A 20,714-nucleotide genomic window follows, 5' to 3' on the forward strand; every position below is an offset into this window, starting at 1 on the left:
CATAATCCGCGTGTCGGGGGTTCGAGTCCCTCTCCCGCTACCAAAATTATTGGTTGCAAACAAGGATTTGGAGTGGATTTGCCGTCAGGCGGTCGGGTCAACATTTTAGAATCTTCCCTCTCCTACCCTTTGCCTACCATTTTCGAATAGCCCTTGGCCTGCCCCTGGCTCCGTGTTCGAGACTGTAGCGCTCTCACAGCATGACACCCGGCGGCGGTTCTCCTTGCCGCCGGTCAAGAGGTTTGTGCGCGAGGTCCTCTCGCGTCCATCCTGCCTATCCGCGCCCGAACAGGGCGCTTCTTCCGAATGAGCTTCGAAAGACCCTGTCTGGTCCATCACGCAACGTAACTGCCTGACTCTTAAAGTTTGGCAGACGTGGCGAACAAGCTGGTTCCGGGCGCGTTTAGGCCTTAATCGCAGTGCAGCATTTTCTCGGTTTCACGAATGCAGTGCATGACAGGATAGGTATTTGTCTCTCTTAACGATCTACATGCGGACGATGCGGCAACTGGCTGAGGAAGGCTGGAGGGTGGGCGCGATCTGCGCGGCCAATGTGGCGCTGGCGGTGATCATGATCGCCGAACCGATTCTCTTCGGGGAAATCATCCAGTCCATCGCCAACGGCACAGATCTCGTGTCGCGGATTGTCCTTTGGGCCGCCTTGGGGTGTTTCAACATCATAGCCCTGGTGCTGGTCGCCCGCGGCGCCGACCGGCTCGCCCACAAGCGGCGCTCCGGCGTGCTCACCGAGTCGTTCGAGCAGGTGATGTCGATGCCGATGGCCTGGCATCATCGCCAGGGCACGTCGCAGGTGCTGCACACCCTTCTTCGCGCCATCGAGACGCTGTTCACGCTGTGGCTCGGCTTCATGCGCCAGCATCTGGCAACGGTGGTCACGCTGGTCCTGCTGGTGCCCACCGCGCTGACGCTTGACTGGCGCATGGCCCTGGTGCTGGGCGGCCTTGGCGCCTCCTATGTGGCGATCAACCGGCTGGTGATGAACCGGACGAAGGCCGGCCAGGCCCAGGTGGAGCAGCATTACCATCGGGTCTTCTCCCATGTGTCCGATTCGATCGGCAATGTTTCGGTCATGCAGAGCTATGGCCGCGTGACCCAGGAAGCGGAAGCGCTGCGCCGCTTCACCGACAATCTTCTGAACGCCCAGTACCCGGTGCTGAACTGGTGGGCGCTGGGCAGCGCGCTGCAGCGGCTTGCGGCCACCATCTCCATGACGATCGTGCTCGTTATCGGCGCGGTGCTGGTCCAGCGCGGCGAGATGCGCATCGGCGACATCGTCGCCTTCACCGGCTTTGCCGGCCTGCTGATCGGCCGGCTGGACCAGGTCACCGGCTTCTTCAACGAGATCTTCGAGGCGCGCGCGCGGCTGGAGCCGTTCTTCGCGCTCAAGGATTCGGTCGCCGAACGGGCCGACAGCAAGGGCGGCCTGAGCGTGGACCGTCTCAGGGGGCATGTCAGCTTCGACAAGGTCTCGTTCCAGTTCCCCGGCAGCGGGGCGGGCGTGCACGACATCAGCTTCGAGGTGCCGGCCGGCAAGACCGTCGCCATTGTCGGCCCCACCGGCGCGGGCAAGACCACCCTGATCAACCTGCTGCAGCGCGTATTCGACCCTGACAGCGGCAGCATTCGCATCGACGGCATCGACGTGCGCGACATGACGCGTCTTTCCCACTGCCATCAGATTGCCGCGGTGTTCCAGGAGGCCGGGCTGCTCAACCGGACCATCGAAGAAAACATCCGCATCGGCAAGACCGACGCCTGCAATGAGGAAGTCCACGCGGCGGCCGTGGCTGCCGCGGCGAAGGACTTCATTCTGTCCAAGCGCGAGGGCTATGACACCCTTGTCGGCGAACGCGGCGCCCAGTTGTCGGGTGGCGAGCGTCAGCGCATCGCGATCGCCCGCGCCGTGCTCAAGGATGCCCCCATCCTCGTGCTGGACGAGGCGACCAGCGCGCTCGATGTGGAGACCGAACAACTGGTCAAGAGCGCCATTGACCGGCTCCGCAAGGACCGGACAACCTTCATCATCGCCCACCGCCTCTCGACCGTCTGCGATGCCGACCTGGTGATCTTCGTCGATCACGGGCGGATCATCGAATTCGGCGAGTTCCAGCAACTGGCAAATCGCGACAACGGACGTTTCGCGGCGCTGTTGCGCGCAAGCGGGCTGCTGGGAACCAAGGACCGGCTTCACGCCGTCGATCCGCAGCCCCTGTCGGAATCGGCGTAACGCGATGGGTGCTGCAGCCAAAATCACCTTTTCGGGGAAACGTGCACCTTCCGGGCAAGTGGCCGAATTGAAATCGCCGCCGGCGAGCCCGCGACCTCAGGCCCGGGACACGAGGATCGATGCACTCAGGGCGTTCTGCCTCATCACGATTTTCATCAATCATGTGCCCGGCAATCCGTTTGAGCTCTTCACATCCAAGAATTTCGGCTTTTCCGACGCCGCCGAAGCCTTTGTGCTGATCTCGGGCGTCTCCGCCGCCTATGCCTACGGATTGAAGTTCCAGCCAGGCAACCGGTTGCTCACTTCCATCCGGGCGTGGCGGCGCGCAGGAGTGCTCTACGTCGCCCATCTTGTGTCGACGCTGGTGACGCTCGCCGTCTTTGCCGGTTTCTCGCTCTACTTTGCAGCACCCGGACTGCTCGACAGCATCAATATCGGGCCGGTGATCGCTGACCCGGTCCGCGGGCTCGTGGGGCTCGTCACGCTCGGACATCAGCTCGGATACAACAATATCCTGCCGATGTATGGCGTGATCCTGCTGATCCTGCCGCTGCTGCTGCTGCTTGCCCAGGGGCGCATCGCCCCGATGCTCGCCGTTTCGGGCGCGCTGTGGCTGGCCTGCGGACTGTTTGCGGTGGCGCTTCCCACCTTTCCCGGCGGCAATTTCTGGTTCATCAACCCGTTGTCGTGGCAGTTCCTGTTTGTCATCGGCATCGCCGCAAACATGCATGTGCGGCGCGGCGGCAGGATTCCGGTTTCGCTGACGTTGCAGGTCGCGAGCATCCTCTATTTGCTGCTGTCGCTTGCCTGGGTGAAAGTGCCTTTCTGGGGCGTGGACATTTCCTTCGGCCTGCCCGCGGTTCTCACCGGGTTCGACAAGACGTTCCTGTCGGTTTCGCGGCTCGGGCATGTCCTGGCGATGGCCTATCTTCTGGCCACCGTACCGGCGCTGTCCAACATCTGGCGGGTGACGCACCGAAATCCGCTCGCGGTCATGGGCCGGCATGCCCTGCCGGTGTTCATCGCCGGCACATTGCTGGCGATGCTGGCGCAGGCCTGGACATTCACGCACCAGAGCGGAGCGACGGCGCTCGGCCTGGTGGTTGTTGCCGGCCTCGTCGTGCAGGCGGCGCTCGCCTACTATCTCGAATGGCTCGAAAGCCTGAGGGCGGCGGCCAGGCGTCCTGTGGGCACCCTGCAGATGGTTGCCTCCTCCGACAAGCCGCTGTCCGCCGGCGTCCCGGGGCCGGAGGCGCGGCAAGGCAGAGCCGCTCCGGTGCGTGTTGCGTCGTGATCCGCGGGATCCCGGTCATGGCGCCTGGGGTGAGGGGAGCCGGATGTCGTCGGCTCCAACCGCTCGGCGCGGAGCTGCGGCAGAACCCGGTGGGTGTGCTCGCCGAAGGCCATGACGACGGCCGGTCTGAACGGAGGGATCCAATTTCGTCAGGATAGTGACGAGACCGGAATGAAAGCCAGTGAAGGGCTCGTAGCTGATTCCGCCCGACTTGGGCTGCCTTGCCGTAAATTTGCCGATCTCTTGCTTTGAAGGGAACCTCCCGGGCATGCCGATCGTTCTGGCAAGAGAGTTGCATGCCGACCGTTATTGCAAAAAAAAAGGCAGCCGACCGTATTGGACCGGCGCCGAACTCGAAGGGACTATCATATGGAATGGGATCAGATTACCAGCAGTTGGGCCGCCATGACCAATCGCCTCCGCAGCGACCGGATCGCGAACCTGAGCTATGGCGGCGGGTCGCAAGACCTGCGCCGCACGCTGAGAACAGTCGGCGCGGACACCAGCGACAGTCTGCCTCCGGCACCCGCCGTCACCGAAGATGGTGTGCGGCCTAATCAGTGACACCGAAGTTTCCCGGTCAATTCGCCGCTGCTGACGTTATCGCCGGAGTACGGGCTCGCATGCCCGCCGGCTGGCGCCGTGCGCCTGCGCCACCGTGGAACGACGAAGCGGTGATCCGTGCCGACCTGTTCGGCGCCGAACGCCTGGAACACCATGCCATTTCGCTGGCCAAGGCACAGCCCGTCACCGAGCATGCCGTTCGCGTCCTCCCGCTGAGCACTCGCGTAAGGGACAATTCGAAGGTTCTGCTGTCGGCCTACAGATCCTGCACGCAGGCGCTGGCGGCCGGCCAGACCGTGACGCCGGCCACCGAATGGCTGCTCGACAATTATCATATGGTCGAGCGTCAGCTCGAGCAGATCGCGCGAGACCTGCCGCCGGGCTACTACCGCCAGCTTCCGAAGCTGGCGACAGGCCCGTTTGCCGGTTACCCGCGTGTCCTGGGCATTGTCTGGGCCTATGTGGCGCACACCGACAGTCTTTTGAACGGCCCCGTCTTCGCCCGCTTCGTGCGCGCCTACCAGACTGTCGACCCCCTGACGATCGGCGAGCTTTGGGCGCTGGCCATCACCCTGCGCATTGTGCTGATCGAGAACATGCGCCGGTTGGCCGAACAGATCATCTCGGCCCAGCGGATGAGGCTGGCCGCCGATGAGCTGGTGGACCGCGTCATGAGCCGAAAGGCCTCGGCAGGATCGCCCTATCCGGCCTATCAGGCCCTGGCCGAGGCGAACGAGGCGCTGGACGGAGCGCGGATCCCGGAGATCATGGCGGCGCGGATCGCCCAGCGGCTGCGCGGCTTCGATACGGCGGATACGCCGCTGCACGACTGGCTGCAGGACCGGCTGGGGCAACAGGGCCTGACGATGGACGATGTGGTGGAGCATGCCCAGTTCCGGCAGGGCGCCTCCAACGTCACGATGCGCAACATCGTCACCAGCATGCGGCTCATTGCCGAGTTGGAGTGGCCGGATTTCTTCGAAGAAGTCAGTCTTGTCGATGCGAGATTGCGTCAAGGGTCGGATTTCGCGGCAATGGATTTCGCCACCCGCGACCTCTACCGCACCGAAATCGAGCTTCTGGCGCGCGGTTCGGGCATGACGGAGGTGGCGGTTGCCGAGGCCGCGCTGACCTTGGCGGCGTCCGGAGACACGCCCGCCACGCGGGATCCGGGCCACTGCCTGATCGGACCGGGGCGAAGCACGCTTGAACACACCATCGGATACAGGCCGGGGCCGGCTCTGCGGCTGCGGCGAACGGTCGGGCGGTTTGGTCTTGGCGGCTATCTGCTGGCGATCGGACTTGCCAGTTTTCTCATTCTCTGGGCCAGCATGGACCTGGCGGTGGCGCAGACGGGGGCTCCCGGATGGCTTGTCGTGATCCTGGCCCTGGCAATGCTTGGCCCGGCCTTCGCGGCAGCGAGCGCGCTGGTCAACCTCGCGGTCACGCGAACGGTCGCGCCGCGGCGGCTGCCGGGGATGGACCTCGTCGATGGCATTCCGCCCGAGCTGCGCTCCCTGGTCGTGGTGCCTGTGCTGCTCGACACCGTCGAGGATCTGGCGGGCTGCATCGAGCGGCTGGAGGTGCATCATCTGTCGAGCACGGGCGGAGCGCTCCATTACGCGATTCTGTCCGACGGCCCGGACAGCGCGACCGAAACCCGGCCGCAGGACGCCGAGCTGATTGCCGAGGCGACGCGCGCGATCGCACGGCTCAACGCAGCCTATCCATCGCCTGAGGGAGACCGGTTCCTGTTCCTTCATCGCCACCGGCTGTGGAATCCCTCCATGGGCGTCTGGATGGGATGGGAGCGCAAGCGCGGCAAGCTGATCGAGCTCAACCGGCTCCTGCGCGGCGCCGACGACACGAGCTTCATGGCGCCCTGCGCGGTGCCGAAGGATGTCCGCTTCGTCATCACGCTCGATGCCGACACGCGGCTCCTGCGCGACACCGTCCGGCGGTTGATCGGCAAGCTTGCCCATCCGTTGAACGCGCCGCATGTCGATCCCGACCTCGGCTGGGTGACGCAGGGCTACGGCATCCTGCAGCCGCGGGTGACGCCCGCCCTTCCGGTCGGCGGGGAGGGGTCGCTCTATCAGCAGATCAATGCCAGCCATGGCGGGATCGACGCCTATGCGTCCGCGATTTCCGATGTCTATCAGGATCTGTTCGGCGAAGGCTCGTTCACCGGCAAGGGCATCTACGACGTCGATGCCTTCGAGGCGGCGCTGGAAGGCCGGATTCCCGATAACACCATGCTCAGCCACGATCTGTTCGAGGGCAACCTCGCGCGCGCGGCCTTGGTGTCCGACATCGAAGTGGTCGAGGACTTTCCGGCCCGGTACGATGTGTCGGCGCGCCGGCAGCACCGCTGGGTGCGCGGCGACTGGCAGTTGCTGCCCTGGCTTGCCGGCCTCGCCGGCCGCTCGGCCGACGGCCGCAGCCCGGTGTTCGGACTCGGTCGCTGGAAAATCATCGACAACCTGCGCCGGTCGCTCACCGCACCGCTGACGCTTGCGGCGCTCGCGGCGGGATGGCTGCTGCCTTTCCCGGCCGCGGCCCTCTGGACAGCCATGGTGCTGGCCATGCTGGCCTTGCCCTTTGTGCTGCCGCTGCCGTTCGCCCTTCTGCCCGGCCGGGCCGGGATCACCGCGCACAGCCATCTGGCAGCCCTTGCCGCCGACGCGTGGACGGCGATGTGGCGGATCGCGATGGAGATCATGTTCCTCCCCGACACGGCGGCGCGGATGGCCGATGCGATCCTGCGCACGGCTTGGCGGCTTGGCGTGTCGCGCAGGAACCTGCTCGAATGGGTGACGGCGGCCCAGGCGGCGCGAAGCCGGAGACCCGGAGTTGCGGAGCAATACCGGTTCATGGCCGCTGGCGTCGCGCTCGGCGGTGCGGTGACGGCTGCAGCGGCGTTTCTTAATCCGTCGGCCTGGCCGGTGATCCTGCCGTTCGCGCTGGCGTGGCTCGCAAGCCCCGTCGTTGCCCACCGCATCAGCCGGCCCAGCAAGCCGCGCGAGGCCGAACGACTCGGCGTGAGCGAGATCCAGAGCCTGCGCCTCATCGGGCGCAGCACCTGGCGGTTCTTCGAAACCTTCGTGTCGACAGACGACAATGACCTGCCGCCGGACAATTTCCAGGAGACGCCGCAGCCGATGCTGGCGCGCCGCACCTCTCCCACCAATATCGGCCTCTATCTGCTGGCCACCACCGCCGCGCATGATCTGGGCTGGATCGGGCGCGCAGAGGCGGTCTCGCGGCTGGAGCGGACGCTCGCCACGGTGCAGCGCATGCCGAAGTTCCGCGGGCATCTCTACAACTGGTACGCTACCGATGATCTGCGCGTGCTGGAACCGGATTATGTCTCCTCGGTGGACAGCGGAAATCTCGCCGGACACCTGATCGCCGTCGCCCAGGCCTGCGCGGAATGGCAACGGGAACCGGCCGCGGAGGCCGACTGGCGCGCCGGCCTGGCCGATTGCCTGCTCCTGGCCGAATGCGCGTTCAGCGCCGAGGCATCGCCGGAGGACGAAGTCCTGGCCAGTCTGCTTGGAGAACTCGTGGAAGCGGCCTCCCGGCAGGCGCCGCTCGATCGGCTCCTGTCTCTGAGCCTCGCCGCGGCCACCCAGGCCCGGTCGATCGTGCAGCCCGACTCCGAGGCGGGCTTCTGGATCGAGGCCGTGCACAACTGTCTGGCCGGCCACGCGGCCGACCGCGACATGGCCCTTGCGCCGCGCCTGGCGGCCGTTGAGAAGCTTGCGCGCGACCTGGCGCTGGCAATGGATTTCGCGTTTCTGCTCGACCGGGACAAGAAGCTTCTGTCGATCGGGTTCTCGGTGACGGCCAACCAGCTCGATCCGAGCTGCTACGATCTTCTGGCCTCCGAAGCGCGGCTGGCGAGCCTGTTCGCGATCGCCAAGGGCGACGTCGAAACCCGCCACTGGTTCCGCCTTGGCCGCGCGGCCACGCCGCTGGGCGCCGGCTCGGCCCTCATCTCCTGGTCGGGGAGCATGTTCGAGTATCTGATGCCGTCCCTGGTGCTGCGTGCCCCGGAAGGCTCGGTGCTGGCGGAGACAAACCGGCGGATCGTCGATCGCCAGCGGTCCTATGGCACGATGCTGGATATCCCGTGGGGGATTTCCGAATCCTCCTACAACGCCCGCGATCTGGAAATGACCTACCAGTACTCCAATTTTGGCGTGCCGGGCCTGGGCCTGAAACGCGGCCTGAGCGAGAACCGTGTCGTCGCTCCCTATGCCACCGGCCTGGCCGCGATGGTCGCGCCCGTCGAGGCGCTGAAGAACTACAAACGTCTGAGCACGCTTGGGGCCGAAGGACGGTTCGGGTTCTACGAGGCTGTGGATTTCACCGCCTCCCGCCTTCCCACGGGAACGGATTTCGCCGTCATTCGCAGCTTCATGGCGCATCACCAGGGCATGACGATCACCGCGATCGCCAATTGCGTGCAGGGTGGCCGGCTCAGGTCAAGGTTCCATGCCGAGCCCATGATCAAGGCCGTGGACCTCCTGTTGCAGGAACGCGTGCCGCGCGATGCAAACGAAGCGCCGCCGCGGGCCGAGGAAATGCAGGTGGCGGCGCATGAGCCCGACCACGTGCCGGCGGTGCGGCCGTTCCCGTCGCCCGCGACGGCGGCGCCGACCGCGCATCTTTTGTCGAACGGAACCTATGGGGTGATGCTGACGCCCACCGGCGCCGGCTTCAGCCGCTGGCGCGGCCTTGCCGTGACCCGCTGGCGCGACGACCCGACGACGGCGGGGCACGGATCGTACATCCTCGCGCGCGATCGCGTGTCGGGATCCTCCTGGTCGGCCGCATTGCAGCCAAGCGGCGCCGACCCGGAGAGCCACCAGGCGGTGTTCAGCGAACATCAGGCTGCCTTCACGCATCAGCGCGACAAGTTGAAGACCCACACAGAAATGGTCGTCTCGGCGGAAGACGACGCCGAGGCCCGTCGCGTGACGCTGACCAACACCGGCCAGACCGCGCGCGAGATCGATCTGACCTCCTACGCGGAACTGGTGCTTGCCCCGCTTGCCTCGGACATCGCCCACCAGGCCTTTTCCAAGATGTTCGTGGTGACCGATTTCCTGCCTGAGCTCGGCGTCCTGATCGCCACCCGCCGCCGGCGCTCGCCGTCGGACCCGGAAGTCTGGGCCGCGCATATCGCCGTGGTCGAAGGCACCGAGGCTGCGCCCATCCAGTTCGAGACGGACCGGGCCCGCTTCATCGGGGCGGGGCGCAGCCTTGCCTCCGCCGCCATGGCACAGTCGGATTTGTCGCAGACGACGGGCACGGTGCTGGATCCGATCTTTGCCATCCGGCGCTCGGTCACCGTCCCCGCCGGCGGCATGGCGCGGGTCACGTTCTGGACCATCGTGGCGGATGATCCCGAAATCCTGCTCCATCTGGTCGACCGCCACCGCGATCCCTCGGCCTTTGACCGCGCGGTCACGCTGGCCTGGACGAAGGCGCAGGTGCAGTTGCGGCACCTGGGCATGACCCAGGCGACAGCCACCGATTTCCAGCGGTTGGGCGGCATGCTCGTTCGCGGCGATGCCGGCCTGCGGGCGCCCGCCGCCAGCGTCATCACGGGCGCAGCGCCGCAATCGAGCCTGTGGCCGCACGGCATTTCCGGCGACCTGCCGATCATCCTGTTCCGGATCGAGGACGCCGAGGATGCGCCCAAACTGCTTGAGGTCCTGGCCGCCCATGAATTCCTGCGCATGCGGCAGCTTGCCGTCGATCTGGTGATCCTCAACGATCGGTCCGCGTCCTATGTCCAGGATCTGCAGACCCGGATCGAGCAGGCCGTGCGGTCGGCCGGCATGCGTCCGCGGGCGGGCACGCCTTCGGGCAGAAACGACGGCGCGGTTCATGTGCTTCGCCGGGACCTGATCCCGGCCGATTCGCTCGCCTCGCTTGTTGCGCTCGCCAGCGTCGTGCTGGTGGCCCGGCGCGGCAGCATCGGCCAGCAGATCGACGCAGCTTCGCGGCCCGTTGTCACGGAACGGCCCGCGCTTGCGGCCTCCCGGCCTGCGTTCCGGATCACGTCCGGCTCCTTCGACGCCTCTGCGCTGGAGTTCTTCAACGGCACCGGCGGCTTTGCCGAGGATGGACGGGAATATGTCGTTGCCCTGCGCGGCGGCCAGACCACGCCGGCGCCGTGGATCAACGTGATCGCCAATCCGGGTTTCGGATTCCAGGTGTCGGCGCTTGGCAGCGGTCATGTCTGGGCCGAGAACAGCCGCGAGAACCAGCTCACCCCCTGGTCGAACGATCCCGTTACCGATCCGCCGGGCGAGGCGGTCTACCTGCATGACCTCGACAGCGGCCATACGTGGACGCCGACGGCGCTGCCGATCCGCGACGGCGGACTCTATGTCGCCCGCCACGGCTTCGGCTACAGCCAGTTCGAACACTCCGCCCATGGCATCGATTCAACCATGGTGCAATTCGTGCCGATGGACGATCCGGTGCGGATCACAAGGCTGACGCTGGGCAATAGCTCGGATCGGGTCAGGTCGCTTTCGGTGACCACCTATGCCGAATGGGTGCTCGGGCCGTCGCGCGGCGCCACCGCCCGCCACATCATCACCAGTCTCGACAGCGAGACCGGCGCGATCCTCGCCCGCAATCCGTATTCGACCGCCTTTCCGGGGCGGTTCGCCTTTGCCGATCTGGGCGCTGAAACCAGCAGCTTGAGCGCCGATCGGGCCGAAGTGCTGGGAACCGGCGGCAGCATGGCCGCGCCCGCCGGCATCGGCGCCGAGCCGCTCTCGGGCCGCACCGGGCCGCTGCTCGATCCCTGTGCGGCGCTGCAGCGGCGGGTGACGCTCCAACCCGGCGAGACGATCGAGATCGTCGCTCTGATGGGGCAGGCGGAGAGCCCCGATGCCGCCCGCGAGCTGATCCTTCGCCATCGCGCCGCCGACCCGGCGGCCACTCTCGAGGCCGTCAGGAAGCACTGGCATGAACTCCTGGACGCCGTTCAGGTGACCTCGCCGGACCGGGCGATGGACATCATGCTCAACGGCTGGCTGCTCTACCAGACACTCGCCTGCCGGATCTGGGCGCGCGCCGGTTTCTATCAGGCCAGCGGCGCCTTCGGGTTCCGCGACCAGTTGCAGGACGGGATGGCGCTGACGGCGCTGCGGCCGGACATGACGCGGGCGCATCTGTTGCGCGCGGCCTCGCGGCAGTTTCCCGAAGGCGACGTTCAGCACTGGTGGCTGCCCCATTCCGGGCAGGGCGTGCGCACCCGCATTTCCGATGACCGAGTCTGGCTGGGCTATGCCGTGGCGCAATATATCGCCGTCTCGGGCGATACGGCCGTGCTCGACGAGCAGGTGCCGTTCCTCGAAGGCCCCGCGTTGCTGCCTGGCGCCCATGACGATTTCTTCCTGCCGTCCGTCTCGCCGCTGCAGGCGAGCCTGTTCGAGCATTGCGCCCGCGGCCTCGACCAGGCGGTCGAACTCACCGGCGAAAACGGAATGCCGCTGATTGGCACCGGCGACTGGAACGACGGCATGAACCGGGTGGGCGAACACGGGCAGGGGACCTCGGTCTGGCTGGGCTGGCTGCTGATCACCACGATCGACGCCATGGCGCCCTTTGCCGATGCCCGCGATCCGGCGCGCGCCCTGCGCTGGCGCCAACATGCGACGGCGGTGCGCGAAGCGATCGAGCGCGATGGCTGGGACGGGAAATGGTACCGGCGCGGCACCTATGACGACGGCACGCTGCTGGGCTCGGCCACGTCGCAGGAATGCCGGATCGACAGCCTTGCGCAGACCTGGGCAGTGCTGTCGGGCGCGGCTGATCCGACCCGCGCGGCGACCGCCATGGCTTCCATGAGCGAGCACCTGATCCGCCCCGATCCGGGCCTCGCGCTGCTGTTTACCCCGCCCTTCGATGCCTCGCCGCAGGACCCGGGCTATATCAAGGGCTACCCGCCGGGACTGCGCGAGAATGGCGGCCAGTACAGCCACGCGGCGATGTGGGCGATCCTAGCCCAGGCCAGGCTCGGCGACGGAGATGCCGCGGGAGCCTTGTTCTCGATGCTGAACCCGATCCATCACGCGCTCACCCCGGAAGATGCGGCGCGCTACAAGGTCGAGCCCTATGTGGTTGCGGCCGACGTCTATTCCACCGCGCCGCACGAGGGCCGCGGCGGCTGGACCTGGTACACCGGTTCGGCCGGCTGGATGTATCGCGCCGGCATTGAAGGGCTTCTCGGGCTCACGCGCGCGGGCGAGACCCTCCGCCTCGATCCCTGTTTCCCGAAGGCCTGGCCGGAGGTCAGACTGGTCGTCCGCACGGGCGAATCGAGCGTGTCGATCACGATCGACAATTCTGCGCGAACAGGCCGCAACATTGTCTCGGCAATGCTGGATGGCGTAGCCCTTCACCCCGAGAACGGGCAGATCGTCCTGGCTCCGTCCGCACCGTCGCATCGGCTTACGGTCCGGCTTGGCTGACGGATACTGACGGATTGGGTGAGTGTCTGGCGGTTGTTCCGCATGCAGGCTGACGCAAGTGGGCCAGTCTCGGCGGACGCCGCTTCGGCTGCCCTCACAACATCCCGCCCTGCGCGGCCTGGTAAACCGTCCGCACTGTCGGCTGGAAACCAAGGCTTCGCGCGAGCGACGCATCGACATGGAGGTACCATGGATTTTGCATCGCCTCGGCCGAGGGCTCCATTTTCTCTCCCACCAATCCCACCAGTTCATAGACCGTCGTCGGCGCTTCATCGGCTATGTTGACGATCCGGGCATCGAAGCTGCCTGCCAGCGCCATTCCCATCGCTGTTGCAATATCGCGATGGTGTATTGTGCTCATCCGATTGGCGGGATGGAAGCCGGCGGCGGCCAGGTGCTTTGGCAGCATCTCAAGGTGACCGTCGCCATCGCCATACACGAACGGGAACCGTAAGATAGACCAGTTCAAGCCACTCTCGCGCAGCAGTTTCTCGGCTGCGACCTTGCTGGCGGGGTAGGCTTGTTCCGGCTCGACACTATCCGTCTCCCGGCCGGGCTGGGTCGAGTTCCTGTTATAGACATTCGACGTACTCGCCATGATGAAGCGAGCGTCACGGGCATCAGCTTGCACGGCGGCGATCAGATTGCGGGTGCCCTCCAGATTACTCCTCCATATCAGATCGGTATCCGGGCTGCGAAAGACGGCGGCAAGGTGCACAATCGCCGAAACACCCCGAACAGCTTCCGACAGCGTCGTAGGGTCGAGAATGTCGCCGGTTACGCCCGTTGCGCCCGGGGGGCAGGTTTTCCCTGTCCGCAGCAGCAGCCGGCAATCAAGCCCTGCTTCCACCAACCGCGGAACAAGCCGCTCGCCGACAAGGCCTGTCGCTCCAGTTATCAGGATTGTCATGAGCTCATACCTTTCCCGAGAGGGTTTGCAGCCGCTCGGTCGCCAGTCGAAGGACGCGGATCGTCGTGGCCAGATCGGCCTCGGCGATGCCGTCAAAAGCAGCCTGGTGAATAAACGAAAGGTCCGGGAGTTCGCGCCACAGGGCCTCGCCCGAACGCGTGAGTGTCAGAAGACGCTGGCGCTGGTCTTCCCCGTCCGAGGTCTGCTGGACCAGCCCTTTGCGAACGAGCGTGGCGATGATCCCGCTCAATGTCGCCCGTTCGAGCTCTAGCGCACGCCCGAGATCGCGCTGCACCGTCGGACCGGAATTTGCGAGATGCCAGAGAACGTACCACTGCGTGGAACCCAGATCGTATGGTCGCAGCGTCGTGTCCATCACGGCCCGTCCGGCAAAGTAGCATCGCTTTGTCCATGCCCCCACAGTCCGATAGCCTGCGTCTCGTTCGTCCTGCATATCCAAATTCCTAGTTCGTTTGCTACCATGCGATTATTGCAAGGTAACAAACGAAATGTCAAGGGTCGGCCGCCGCTGCCCTGGCGGAGGTGTCGTTGATTGCTGGCAGGCCCGCGACCGCGATTGGCTTGGAGACCGTCGGCGGAATGTCAGCTTGCCGGGTTCGGTCCCGTCTTCCGGGAAATTCCCGCGATCGAACTGATAACTATTAAGCGATTTCGCGATATCGGTTCATCTTTGCGTCATATTGTGCATTGCACAAACATCGTAACTGCGCAGAATACGGGCATGGTTGAGCGTTTGCCGTCAGTGCTGATCATTGATGAAAACACCACCCGCGCTTCGATCATCGAGGCGGGGCTGTCGGCGGCCGGGCACACCAGGGTCACGGTCATCAATGAAATGCACGGCATCGCCGCCAAGATCGCTCTGCACGAGCCGGACGTGATCGTCATCGATCTGGAAAACCCCAACCGGGACATGCTCGAGAGCATCTTCCAGCTTTCGCGGGCGGTGAAACGGCCGATTGCCATGTTTGTCGATCGGTCCGACACCGAAGCCATGCAATCGGCGATCGATGCCGGGGTGTCGGCCTATGTCGTCGACGGCCTGCGCCAGGAGCGGGTGAAGAGCATCCTCGATATGGCGATCAGCCGGTTCAATGCATTTTCCAGGCTCGAGCGCGAACTCGAGGAAGCCCGGGGGGCGCTGGAGGAACGCAAGGTGATCGACCAGGCCAAGGGTCTGATCATGAAGTCACGCGGTGTGGACGAAGCCACCGCCTACAAACTGTTGCGCAAGGCGGCGATGAACGGCAACCGCAAGATCGTCGATGTGGCCGAAAGCCTCGTGATGTCGGCGCGACTGCTTGGCGATGAGGGCAAGTAGATGATGACAGAACTCAGCGCCGGGTTTCTTCCGCTCACCGACAGCGCGATCCTGATTGCGGCGAAGGAACGCGGCTTCGCGCATGACGAAGGCATCGCGCTCGATCTGGTCCGGGAGACGTCGTGGGCCAATGTCCGCGACAAGCTGGCCGTCGGCCAGTTCGAAATCGCCCATTCCCTGGCGCCGATGCCGATCGCGGCCAATCTGGGCCTGACGCCGTTCGACACGCGGCTGATCGCGCCGATGGCGCTGGGCCTGGGCGGCAACGCGATCACCGTGAGCAATCGCCTGCTGGCCGGGATGAAGCAGCAGCAGGACTTTACGATGCTGAACGCCCGGGAAGTGGGGGCGGCGCTCGCCCGGCATGTCAGGGCCGGCCTGCGCGAGGGCCGCAAACGGCTGCAGTTTGGCGTTGTGCATCCCTTCTCCGGGCATAATTTCGAGCTGCGCTACTGGCTCAGCGCCAGCGGCATCGCGCCCGAGAGCGATATCGAGATCGTCATCCTGCCGCCGCCGCTGATGGCCGATGCGCTGGCCACGGGACAGATCGATGGCTACTGCGTCGGCGAGCCCTGGAACACCGTCGGCGTCGCCAAGGGCGCAGGCCACATCGTTGCCGCCAAGTCCTCGATCTGGGCCTCGAGCCCGGAGAAGGTCCTGGCCGTGCGCGAGGATTGGGCGGAGGAGAACCCCGCCACGCTTCACGCCCTGCTGCGCGCGCTCTACCGGTCGGCGGAATGGTGCGGCCAGCCTGAAAACCATGCAGACCTCGCGGATATGCTGGCTTCGCCCCGGTATCTGGGGCAACCCGCGGGCGTGATCCTTCCCGCGCTTGACGGCTCGATCCTCCGTCCGTCGGCCACCGGCCGGACAGACCCGGCGGCAACGCCGGATTTCTTCCAGCCCCACAGCAGGGCCGCGACCTTCCCGTGGCAAAGCCATGCGCTGTGGTTCTACTCGCAGATGGTCCGCTGGGGCTATGTCGACCACACCGCCGAGCATGCCAGCATCGCGCGCCACACGTTCCGGCCCGACATCTATCGAAGCGTTCTCTCGGCGATCGACGTGCCGGTGCCCTCGGCCAATTCCAAGGTGGAAGGCGCCCTCAGCCGCACCATCGCGGTGGGCGCGTCCTCCCGGGTTCTCTATCTTGGCCCGGACGGCTTCTTCGACGGCTCGATCTTCGATCCGGACCGGCTCGATGCCTATATCGAGAGCCAGAAGGCGTAACGGATCTGGTGGACATTGCCGCGGATTGAATGATTTTTAGACACCGGCCCTTGCTGCCTTGCACAATCGCTGCGCAGCGCGAAATTTGCCGGACCGGGCGCGCCGGTCCGGATTGCCCTGAAACACAACGATAATTTCCACCGAATTGAAACTGGCACGCTGTTTGCTTCGCTTAATTCAGCTTTCCAAGGCTGACATCCGGATCCAATGACGGGTCCTATCCAGGCAACGCCGCCAAACCGAAGTTTCCCGCATCCTCCCGCGGGGCTTCCGGTTTGGCGGCTTTTTTTATTGCGGTCACCGCACCGCCAAAGGAGACAGCGAATGACCATCAGGTTCAAACGGCGTACCGCTCTCGCAATAGGCGCGCTGGCCCTGGCTTCGGCCACCATGCTGACGCCCGCCCGTGCCGAAATGCTCGATGTCGAAAAGGACGAACTGAAACTGGGCTTCATCAAGCTCACGGACATGGCGCCGTTGGCGATCGCCTACGAGAAGGGCTATTTCGAGGACGAAGGCCTGTTCGTCACGCTCGAGCCGCAGGCGAACTGGAAGGTGCTGCTCGACCGGGTCATCACCGGCGGGCTCGACGGCGCCCACATGCTGGCCGGCCAGCCGCTGGCCGCCACCATCGGCTTCGGCACCAAGGCGCACATCGTCACCCCGTTCTCGATGGACCTCAACGGCAACGGCATCACCGTGTCCAACGAGGTCTGGGAGTTGATGAAGCCGCATCTGGAGAAGGGGCCGGACGGCAAGCCGGTGCATCCGATCAAGGCCGAGGCCCTGAAGAAGGTCGTCGACAAGTTCAAGGCCGAGGGCCGGCCCTTCAACATGGGCATGGTGTTTCCGGTCTCCACCCACAATTACGAATTGCGCTACTGGCTGGCCTCGGGCGGCATTCACCCCGGCTTCTATTCGCCGTCCGATGCGTCCGGCCAGATCGGCGCCGATGCGCTGCTCTCGGTCACCCCACCGCCACAGATGCCGGCAACGCTCGAAGCCGGCACGATTGACGGCTATTGCGTTGGCGAACCCTGGAACCAGGCAGCCGTGTTCAAGGGCATCGGCGTCCCGGTGATCACCGATTACGAGATCTGGAAGAACAATCCGGAAAAGGTCTTCGGCCTGACCAAGGAATTCACCGAGAAATATCCCAACACCACGCTCGCGCTGACCAAGGCGCTGATCCGGGCGGCGAAATGGCTCGACGAGAACGACAACGCCAACCGCGCCGAAGCGGTCGAGATCCTGTCGCGCTCCGAATATGTCGGCGCCGACGCCGAAGTCATCGCCAATTCGATGACCGGCACATTCGAATATGAAAAGGGCGACAAGCGCGAGGTGCCCGATTTCAACGTCTTCTACCGGTACTACGCCACCTATCCCTACTATTCGGACGCGGTCTGGTACCTGTCGCAGATGCGCCGCTGGGGACAGATTTCCGAAGCCAGGTCGGACGAATGGTTCGATGAGACCGCCAGGTCGGTCTACCTGCCGGAGATCTATCTCAAGGCCGCGAAAATGCTCGTCGAGGAAGGCAATGCCGACGAGGCGGACTTCCCCTGGGACACGGACGGATACCGCGCGCCGACGCCTGCCGCCGATATCATCGATGGCATCGCCTATGACGGCCGGAAGCCCAACGACTATCTCAAAAGCCTGACCATCGGCCTCAAGGGCGATGAAGTCGCCGGCGGCTGAGTGGTCCCTCGACGCCTGCGGAGCGCCAGGTCCGGCGCTCCGCCCGGGAAATCTTCTAGATCCAAGGATTTGAAACGATGGCCAACGCCACCGACACTGCACACATCGATCTGACCGGCCGCGAGAAGGTCTTTTCCGCCATCACCAGGGCCAGCGGCTGGCTCGATGCGCTGGGCTTCTCCTGGCTGGTGCCGATCCTGCGCATGCTCGCCGGCGACAGCCCGCGCACCCAGCTCGCTGAACTCAAGCGCGTGCTTCTCATTCCGCTCCTGGGCATCCTCGTCTTTCTGCTGGCCTGGGGCGTTCTGGCGCCAAGGGTGCAGACCTCGCTCGGCGCGGTTCCGGGTCCGGTCGAAGTCTGGGAGCAGGCGGGAAATCTCTGGGATGACCATGTGGCCGAGCGCGAGAAGGCGGCCGAATTCTATCTCCGCCAGGACCAGCGCAACGAAAAGCTGGTGGCGGCAGGCAAACAGCCGAAATTCCGCACCTATACCGGCAAGCCGACCTATGTCGACCAGATCGTCACCTCGCTGTTCACCGTCGGCCTCGGCTTCGGCATCGCCACGCTGATTGCGGTTCCGCTGGGAATAGGCTCCGGATTGTCGCGCAGCTTCAACGGCGCCATCAATCCGCTGATCCAGATCTTCAAGCCGGTGTCGCCCTTGGCCTGGCTGCCGATCGTCACCATGATCATTTCGGCGACCTATGCCACGCCCTATGACTGGATGCCGAAGTCGCTGCTGATCTCGGCGGTCACGGTGACGCTGTGCTCGATGTGGCCGACGCTGATCAACACCGCGCTCGGCGTGGCCTCGGTCGACAAGGACCTGATGAATGTCAGCCGCGTCCTGCAACTGCCGACCTCCAGGACCATCACCCGCGTGGTGCTGCCCTCGGCGCTGCCACTGATCTACACCGGCCTCAGGCTGTCGCTGGGCGTCGGCTGGATGGTGCTGATCGCCGCCGAAATGCTGGCGCAGAACCCCGGTCTCGGCAAGTTCGTCTGGGACGAGTTCCAGAACGGCTCGTCGCAGTCGCTGGCCAAGATCATGGTTGCGGTGCTGACCATCGGCATCATCGGCTTCATGCTCGACCGGCTGATGTTCGCGCTGCAGCGCGCCTTCACCTTCTCGGCCAACCGTTAGGGGGATGGGATGACTATTCTCGAAATATCAGGCCTGTCGAAATCCTTTGGCGAGGGCGCCGGCCGCACCGAAGTGCTCAGCAACATCAACCTCAAGGTGGCCGAGGGCGAATTCATCGCCATCGTCGGCTTCTCCGGATCTGGCAAGACCACGCTGATCTCGCTCTTGGCCGGGCTGATCAAGCCGGATCTGGGCGGGGTGATCTTCCGGGGCCACGAGGTCGACAGCCCGGGACCGGAGCGCGGCGTGGTGTTCCAGTCCTACTCGCTGATGCCGTGGATGACGGTTGCGGGCAATGTCGGCCTGGCGGTCGACAGCGTGTTCAGGAAAAAGTCCCGCGCCGAGCGGGGGCAAATCGTCGACAGATACATCGACATGGTTGGGCTCGGCCATGCCCGCGACCGCAAGCCGGCCGAACTGTCGGGCGGCATGCGGCAGCGGGTGGCCGTCGCCCGGGCGCTGGCCATGCAGCCCGAGGTGCTGCTGCTCGACGAGCCGCTGTCGGCGCTCGACGCGCTCACCCGGGCCAAATTGCAGGACGAGCTGGCCGACATCTGCCAGAAGGAAAAGAAGACCATCATTCTGATCACCAATGATGTCGACGAGGCCATTCTCCTGGCCGACCGGATCATCCCGCTCAAGCCAGGCCCGAACGCCACGCTGGGACCGGATTTCCGGGTCGACATCGCCCGGCCGCGCGACCGCGCCGGGATGAACTCGGACGAGGATTTCATCCGGCTTCGCGGCGAGATCACCAGCTATCTGATGGAGGTGGGCGCCGAGCGCGGCTCCGAAGCCGAACGCACCATCGTGCTGCCCAACATCGTGCCGATGTCGCTCGGCAGGGAGAGGCTCCCCAAGGCCTATGTCGAGGCGTCGACCGCAGTGAGGGCCGACAGTTTCCTGGAGTTCAGCCAGCTCAAGAAGGTCTATCCGACGCCCAAGGGACCGCTGACGGTCGTCGACGGCTTCGAGATGAAGATGAAGAAGGGCGAGTTCACCACGCTGATCGGCCATTCCGGCTGCGGCAAGTCGACGGTGCTGTCGATGGTCGCCGGCCTCAATCCGATCACCGAAGGGGCGATCATTCTCGACGGGCGTCACATCACCCAGGCCGGGCCCGACCGCGCCGTGGTGTTCCAGGCGCCGTCGCTGATGCCATGGCTGACGGCCTACGAGAATGTGGCGCTCGGCGTCGACCGGGTCTATCCCCATGCGTCGAAGGCCGAGCGCAACGACGTGGTGGAATACTATCTGCAGCGCGTCGGCCTGCTCGACTCCATGCACCGCCCGGCGCTCGACCTTTCCAACGGCATGAAGCAGCGCGTCGGCATTGCGCGGGCCTTCGCGCTGTCGCCGAAGCTGCTGCTGCTCGACGAACCCTTCGGCATGCTCGACAGCCTGACCCGCTGGGAATTGCAGGACGTGCTGATGGATGTCTGGAAGCGCACGCAGGTCACCGCCATCTGCGTCACCCACGATGTCGACGAAGCCATCCTGCTGGCCGACCGGGTGGTGATGATGTCGAACGGGCCGAACGCCCGCATCGGCAACATCATGGCGGTGGATCTGGAGCGTCCGCGTTCGCGCAAGGCGCTGCTCAATCACCCCGATTACTACGCCTATCGGGAAGAGCTGCTCGAATTCCTCGCGGCCTATGAAGGCGGGGCGAACCCGTCCCAGCTCCAGTTGAAATCCATCTCAGAAAAACGGTCCGCACGCGTCGCCCGCCAGAAAAGCGCGGCTGCCCGTCTGACCGCAGCGGAGTAATCC

Annotated in this window: 11 protein-coding genes; 9 read left to right on the plus strand and 2 right to left on the minus strand. The window is 65.1% G+C overall.

What is annotated here, in order from left to right; all coding sequences use genetic code 11:
- Positions 1-469 precede the first annotated feature (469 nt).
- The 4 genes from LL06_RS02540 (at position 470) to LL06_RS02550 (ending at position 12,610) form a co-directional block, all read left to right on the plus strand.
- Complete coding sequence (locus LL06_RS02540) at positions 470-2,248, plus strand: glucan ABC transporter ATP-binding protein/ permease (protein WP_035521794.1); 1,779 nt, start codon at positions 470-472, stop codon at positions 2,246-2,248.
- Positions 2,249-2,315: 67 nt separating this feature from the next.
- On the plus strand, positions 2,316-3,542 hold the full coding sequence (opgC, locus tag LL06_RS02545; RefSeq protein WP_161784920.1) for an OpgC domain-containing protein: 1,227 nt from the start codon (positions 2,316-2,318) through the stop codon (positions 3,540-3,542).
- Positions 3,543-3,911: 369 nt separating this feature from the next.
- A complete protein-coding gene (locus LL06_RS27190) occupies positions 3,912-4,106 on the plus strand; it encodes a hypothetical protein (protein WP_152599470.1) in 195 nt (64 codons plus the stop codon).
- A gap of 59 nt (positions 4,107-4,165) precedes the next feature.
- Entirely contained in the window at positions 4,166-12,610 is an 8,445-nt protein-coding gene (locus tag LL06_RS02550; protein ID WP_035521796.1) for a glucoamylase family protein, read from the plus strand.
- A gap of 94 nt (positions 12,611-12,704) precedes the next feature.
- On the opposite strand, the gene LL06_RS02555 is transcribed toward LL06_RS02550, so the two are convergent.
- Both LL06_RS02555 and LL06_RS02560 read right to left on the minus strand, forming a co-directional pair.
- Positions 12,705-13,520, minus strand: coding sequence for an NAD(P)-dependent oxidoreductase (locus LL06_RS02555; RefSeq protein ID WP_035521798.1), 816 nt, complete (start codon positions 13,518-13,520; stop codon positions 12,705-12,707).
- 4 nt (positions 13,521-13,524) lie between these two features.
- Complete coding sequence (locus LL06_RS02560) at positions 13,525-13,896, minus strand: MarR family transcriptional regulator (RefSeq protein WP_244447024.1); 372 nt, start codon at positions 13,894-13,896, stop codon at positions 13,525-13,527.
- A gap of 366 nt (positions 13,897-14,262) precedes the next feature.
- Here LL06_RS02560 and LL06_RS02565 point away from each other — a divergent pair, with 366 nt between their 5' ends.
- The 5 genes from LL06_RS02565 (at position 14,263) to LL06_RS02585 (ending at position 20,711) form a co-directional block, all read left to right on the plus strand.
- The gene (locus LL06_RS02565; protein WP_035521802.1) at positions 14,263-14,862 is read left to right on the plus strand and encodes an ANTAR domain-containing protein; all 600 of its coding nucleotides are present in this window, start codon (positions 14,263-14,265) and stop codon (positions 14,860-14,862) included.
- Positions 14,863-16,092, plus strand: coding sequence for a CmpA/NrtA family ABC transporter substrate-binding protein (locus tag LL06_RS02570; protein ID WP_244447025.1), 1,230 nt, complete (start codon positions 14,863-14,865; stop codon positions 16,090-16,092).
- A gap of 324 nt (positions 16,093-16,416) precedes the next feature.
- Positions 16,417-17,796 carry a CmpA/NrtA family ABC transporter substrate-binding protein gene (locus LL06_RS02575; protein WP_035521805.1) on the plus strand — a complete coding sequence of 460 codons (1,380 nt, stop codon included), beginning with the start codon at positions 16,417-16,419 and terminating at the stop codon, positions 17,794-17,796.
- A 77-nt stretch (positions 17,797-17,873) separates the two neighbouring features.
- Positions 17,874-18,941, plus strand: a complete 1,068-nt coding sequence (locus tag LL06_RS02580; protein WP_035521807.1) for an ABC transporter permease — start codon at positions 17,874-17,876, stop codon at positions 18,939-18,941.
- A gap of 9 nt (positions 18,942-18,950) precedes the next feature.
- Positions 18,951-20,711 carry a nitrate ABC transporter ATP-binding protein gene (locus tag LL06_RS02585; protein WP_035521809.1) on the plus strand — a complete coding sequence of 587 codons (1,761 nt, stop codon included), beginning with the start codon at positions 18,951-18,953 and terminating at the stop codon, positions 20,709-20,711.
- The last annotated feature ends 3 nt before the right edge of the window (positions 20,712-20,714 follow it).

It is taken from the genome of Hoeflea sp. BAL378, from assembly GCF_000759435.1.
In the GTDB taxonomy this organism is placed as follows: domain Bacteria; phylum Pseudomonadota; class Alphaproteobacteria; order Rhizobiales; family Rhizobiaceae; genus Hoeflea.

Excerpts from the sequence above, each read along its gene's own strand:
- LL06_RS27190 (WP_152599470.1), top strand. The coding sequence starts at position 3,912 with ATGGAATGGGATCAGATTACCAGCAGTTGGGCCGCCATGACCAATCGC.
- LL06_RS02550 (WP_035521796.1), top strand. The coding sequence starts at position 4,166 with ATGCCCGCCGGCTGGCGCCGTGCGCCTGCGCCACCGTGGAACGACGAA.
- LL06_RS02555 (WP_035521798.1), bottom strand. The coding sequence starts at position 13,520 with ATGACAATCCTGATAACTGGAGCGACAGGCCTTGTCGGCGAGCGGCTT.
- LL06_RS02560 (WP_244447024.1), bottom strand. The coding sequence starts at position 13,896 with ATGGACACGACGCTGCGACCATACGATCTGGGTTCCACGCAGTGGTAC.
- LL06_RS02565 (WP_035521802.1), top strand. The coding sequence starts at position 14,263 with ATGGTTGAGCGTTTGCCGTCAGTGCTGATCATTGATGAAAACACCACC.
- LL06_RS02570 (WP_244447025.1), top strand. The coding sequence starts at position 14,863 with ATGATGACAGAACTCAGCGCCGGGTTTCTTCCGCTCACCGACAGCGCG.
- LL06_RS02575 (WP_035521805.1), top strand. The coding sequence starts at position 16,417 with ATGACCATCAGGTTCAAACGGCGTACCGCTCTCGCAATAGGCGCGCTG.
- LL06_RS02580 (WP_035521807.1), top strand. The coding sequence starts at position 17,874 with ATGGCCAACGCCACCGACACTGCACACATCGATCTGACCGGCCGCGAG.
- LL06_RS02585 (WP_035521809.1), top strand. The coding sequence starts at position 18,951 with ATGACTATTCTCGAAATATCAGGCCTGTCGAAATCCTTTGGCGAGGGC.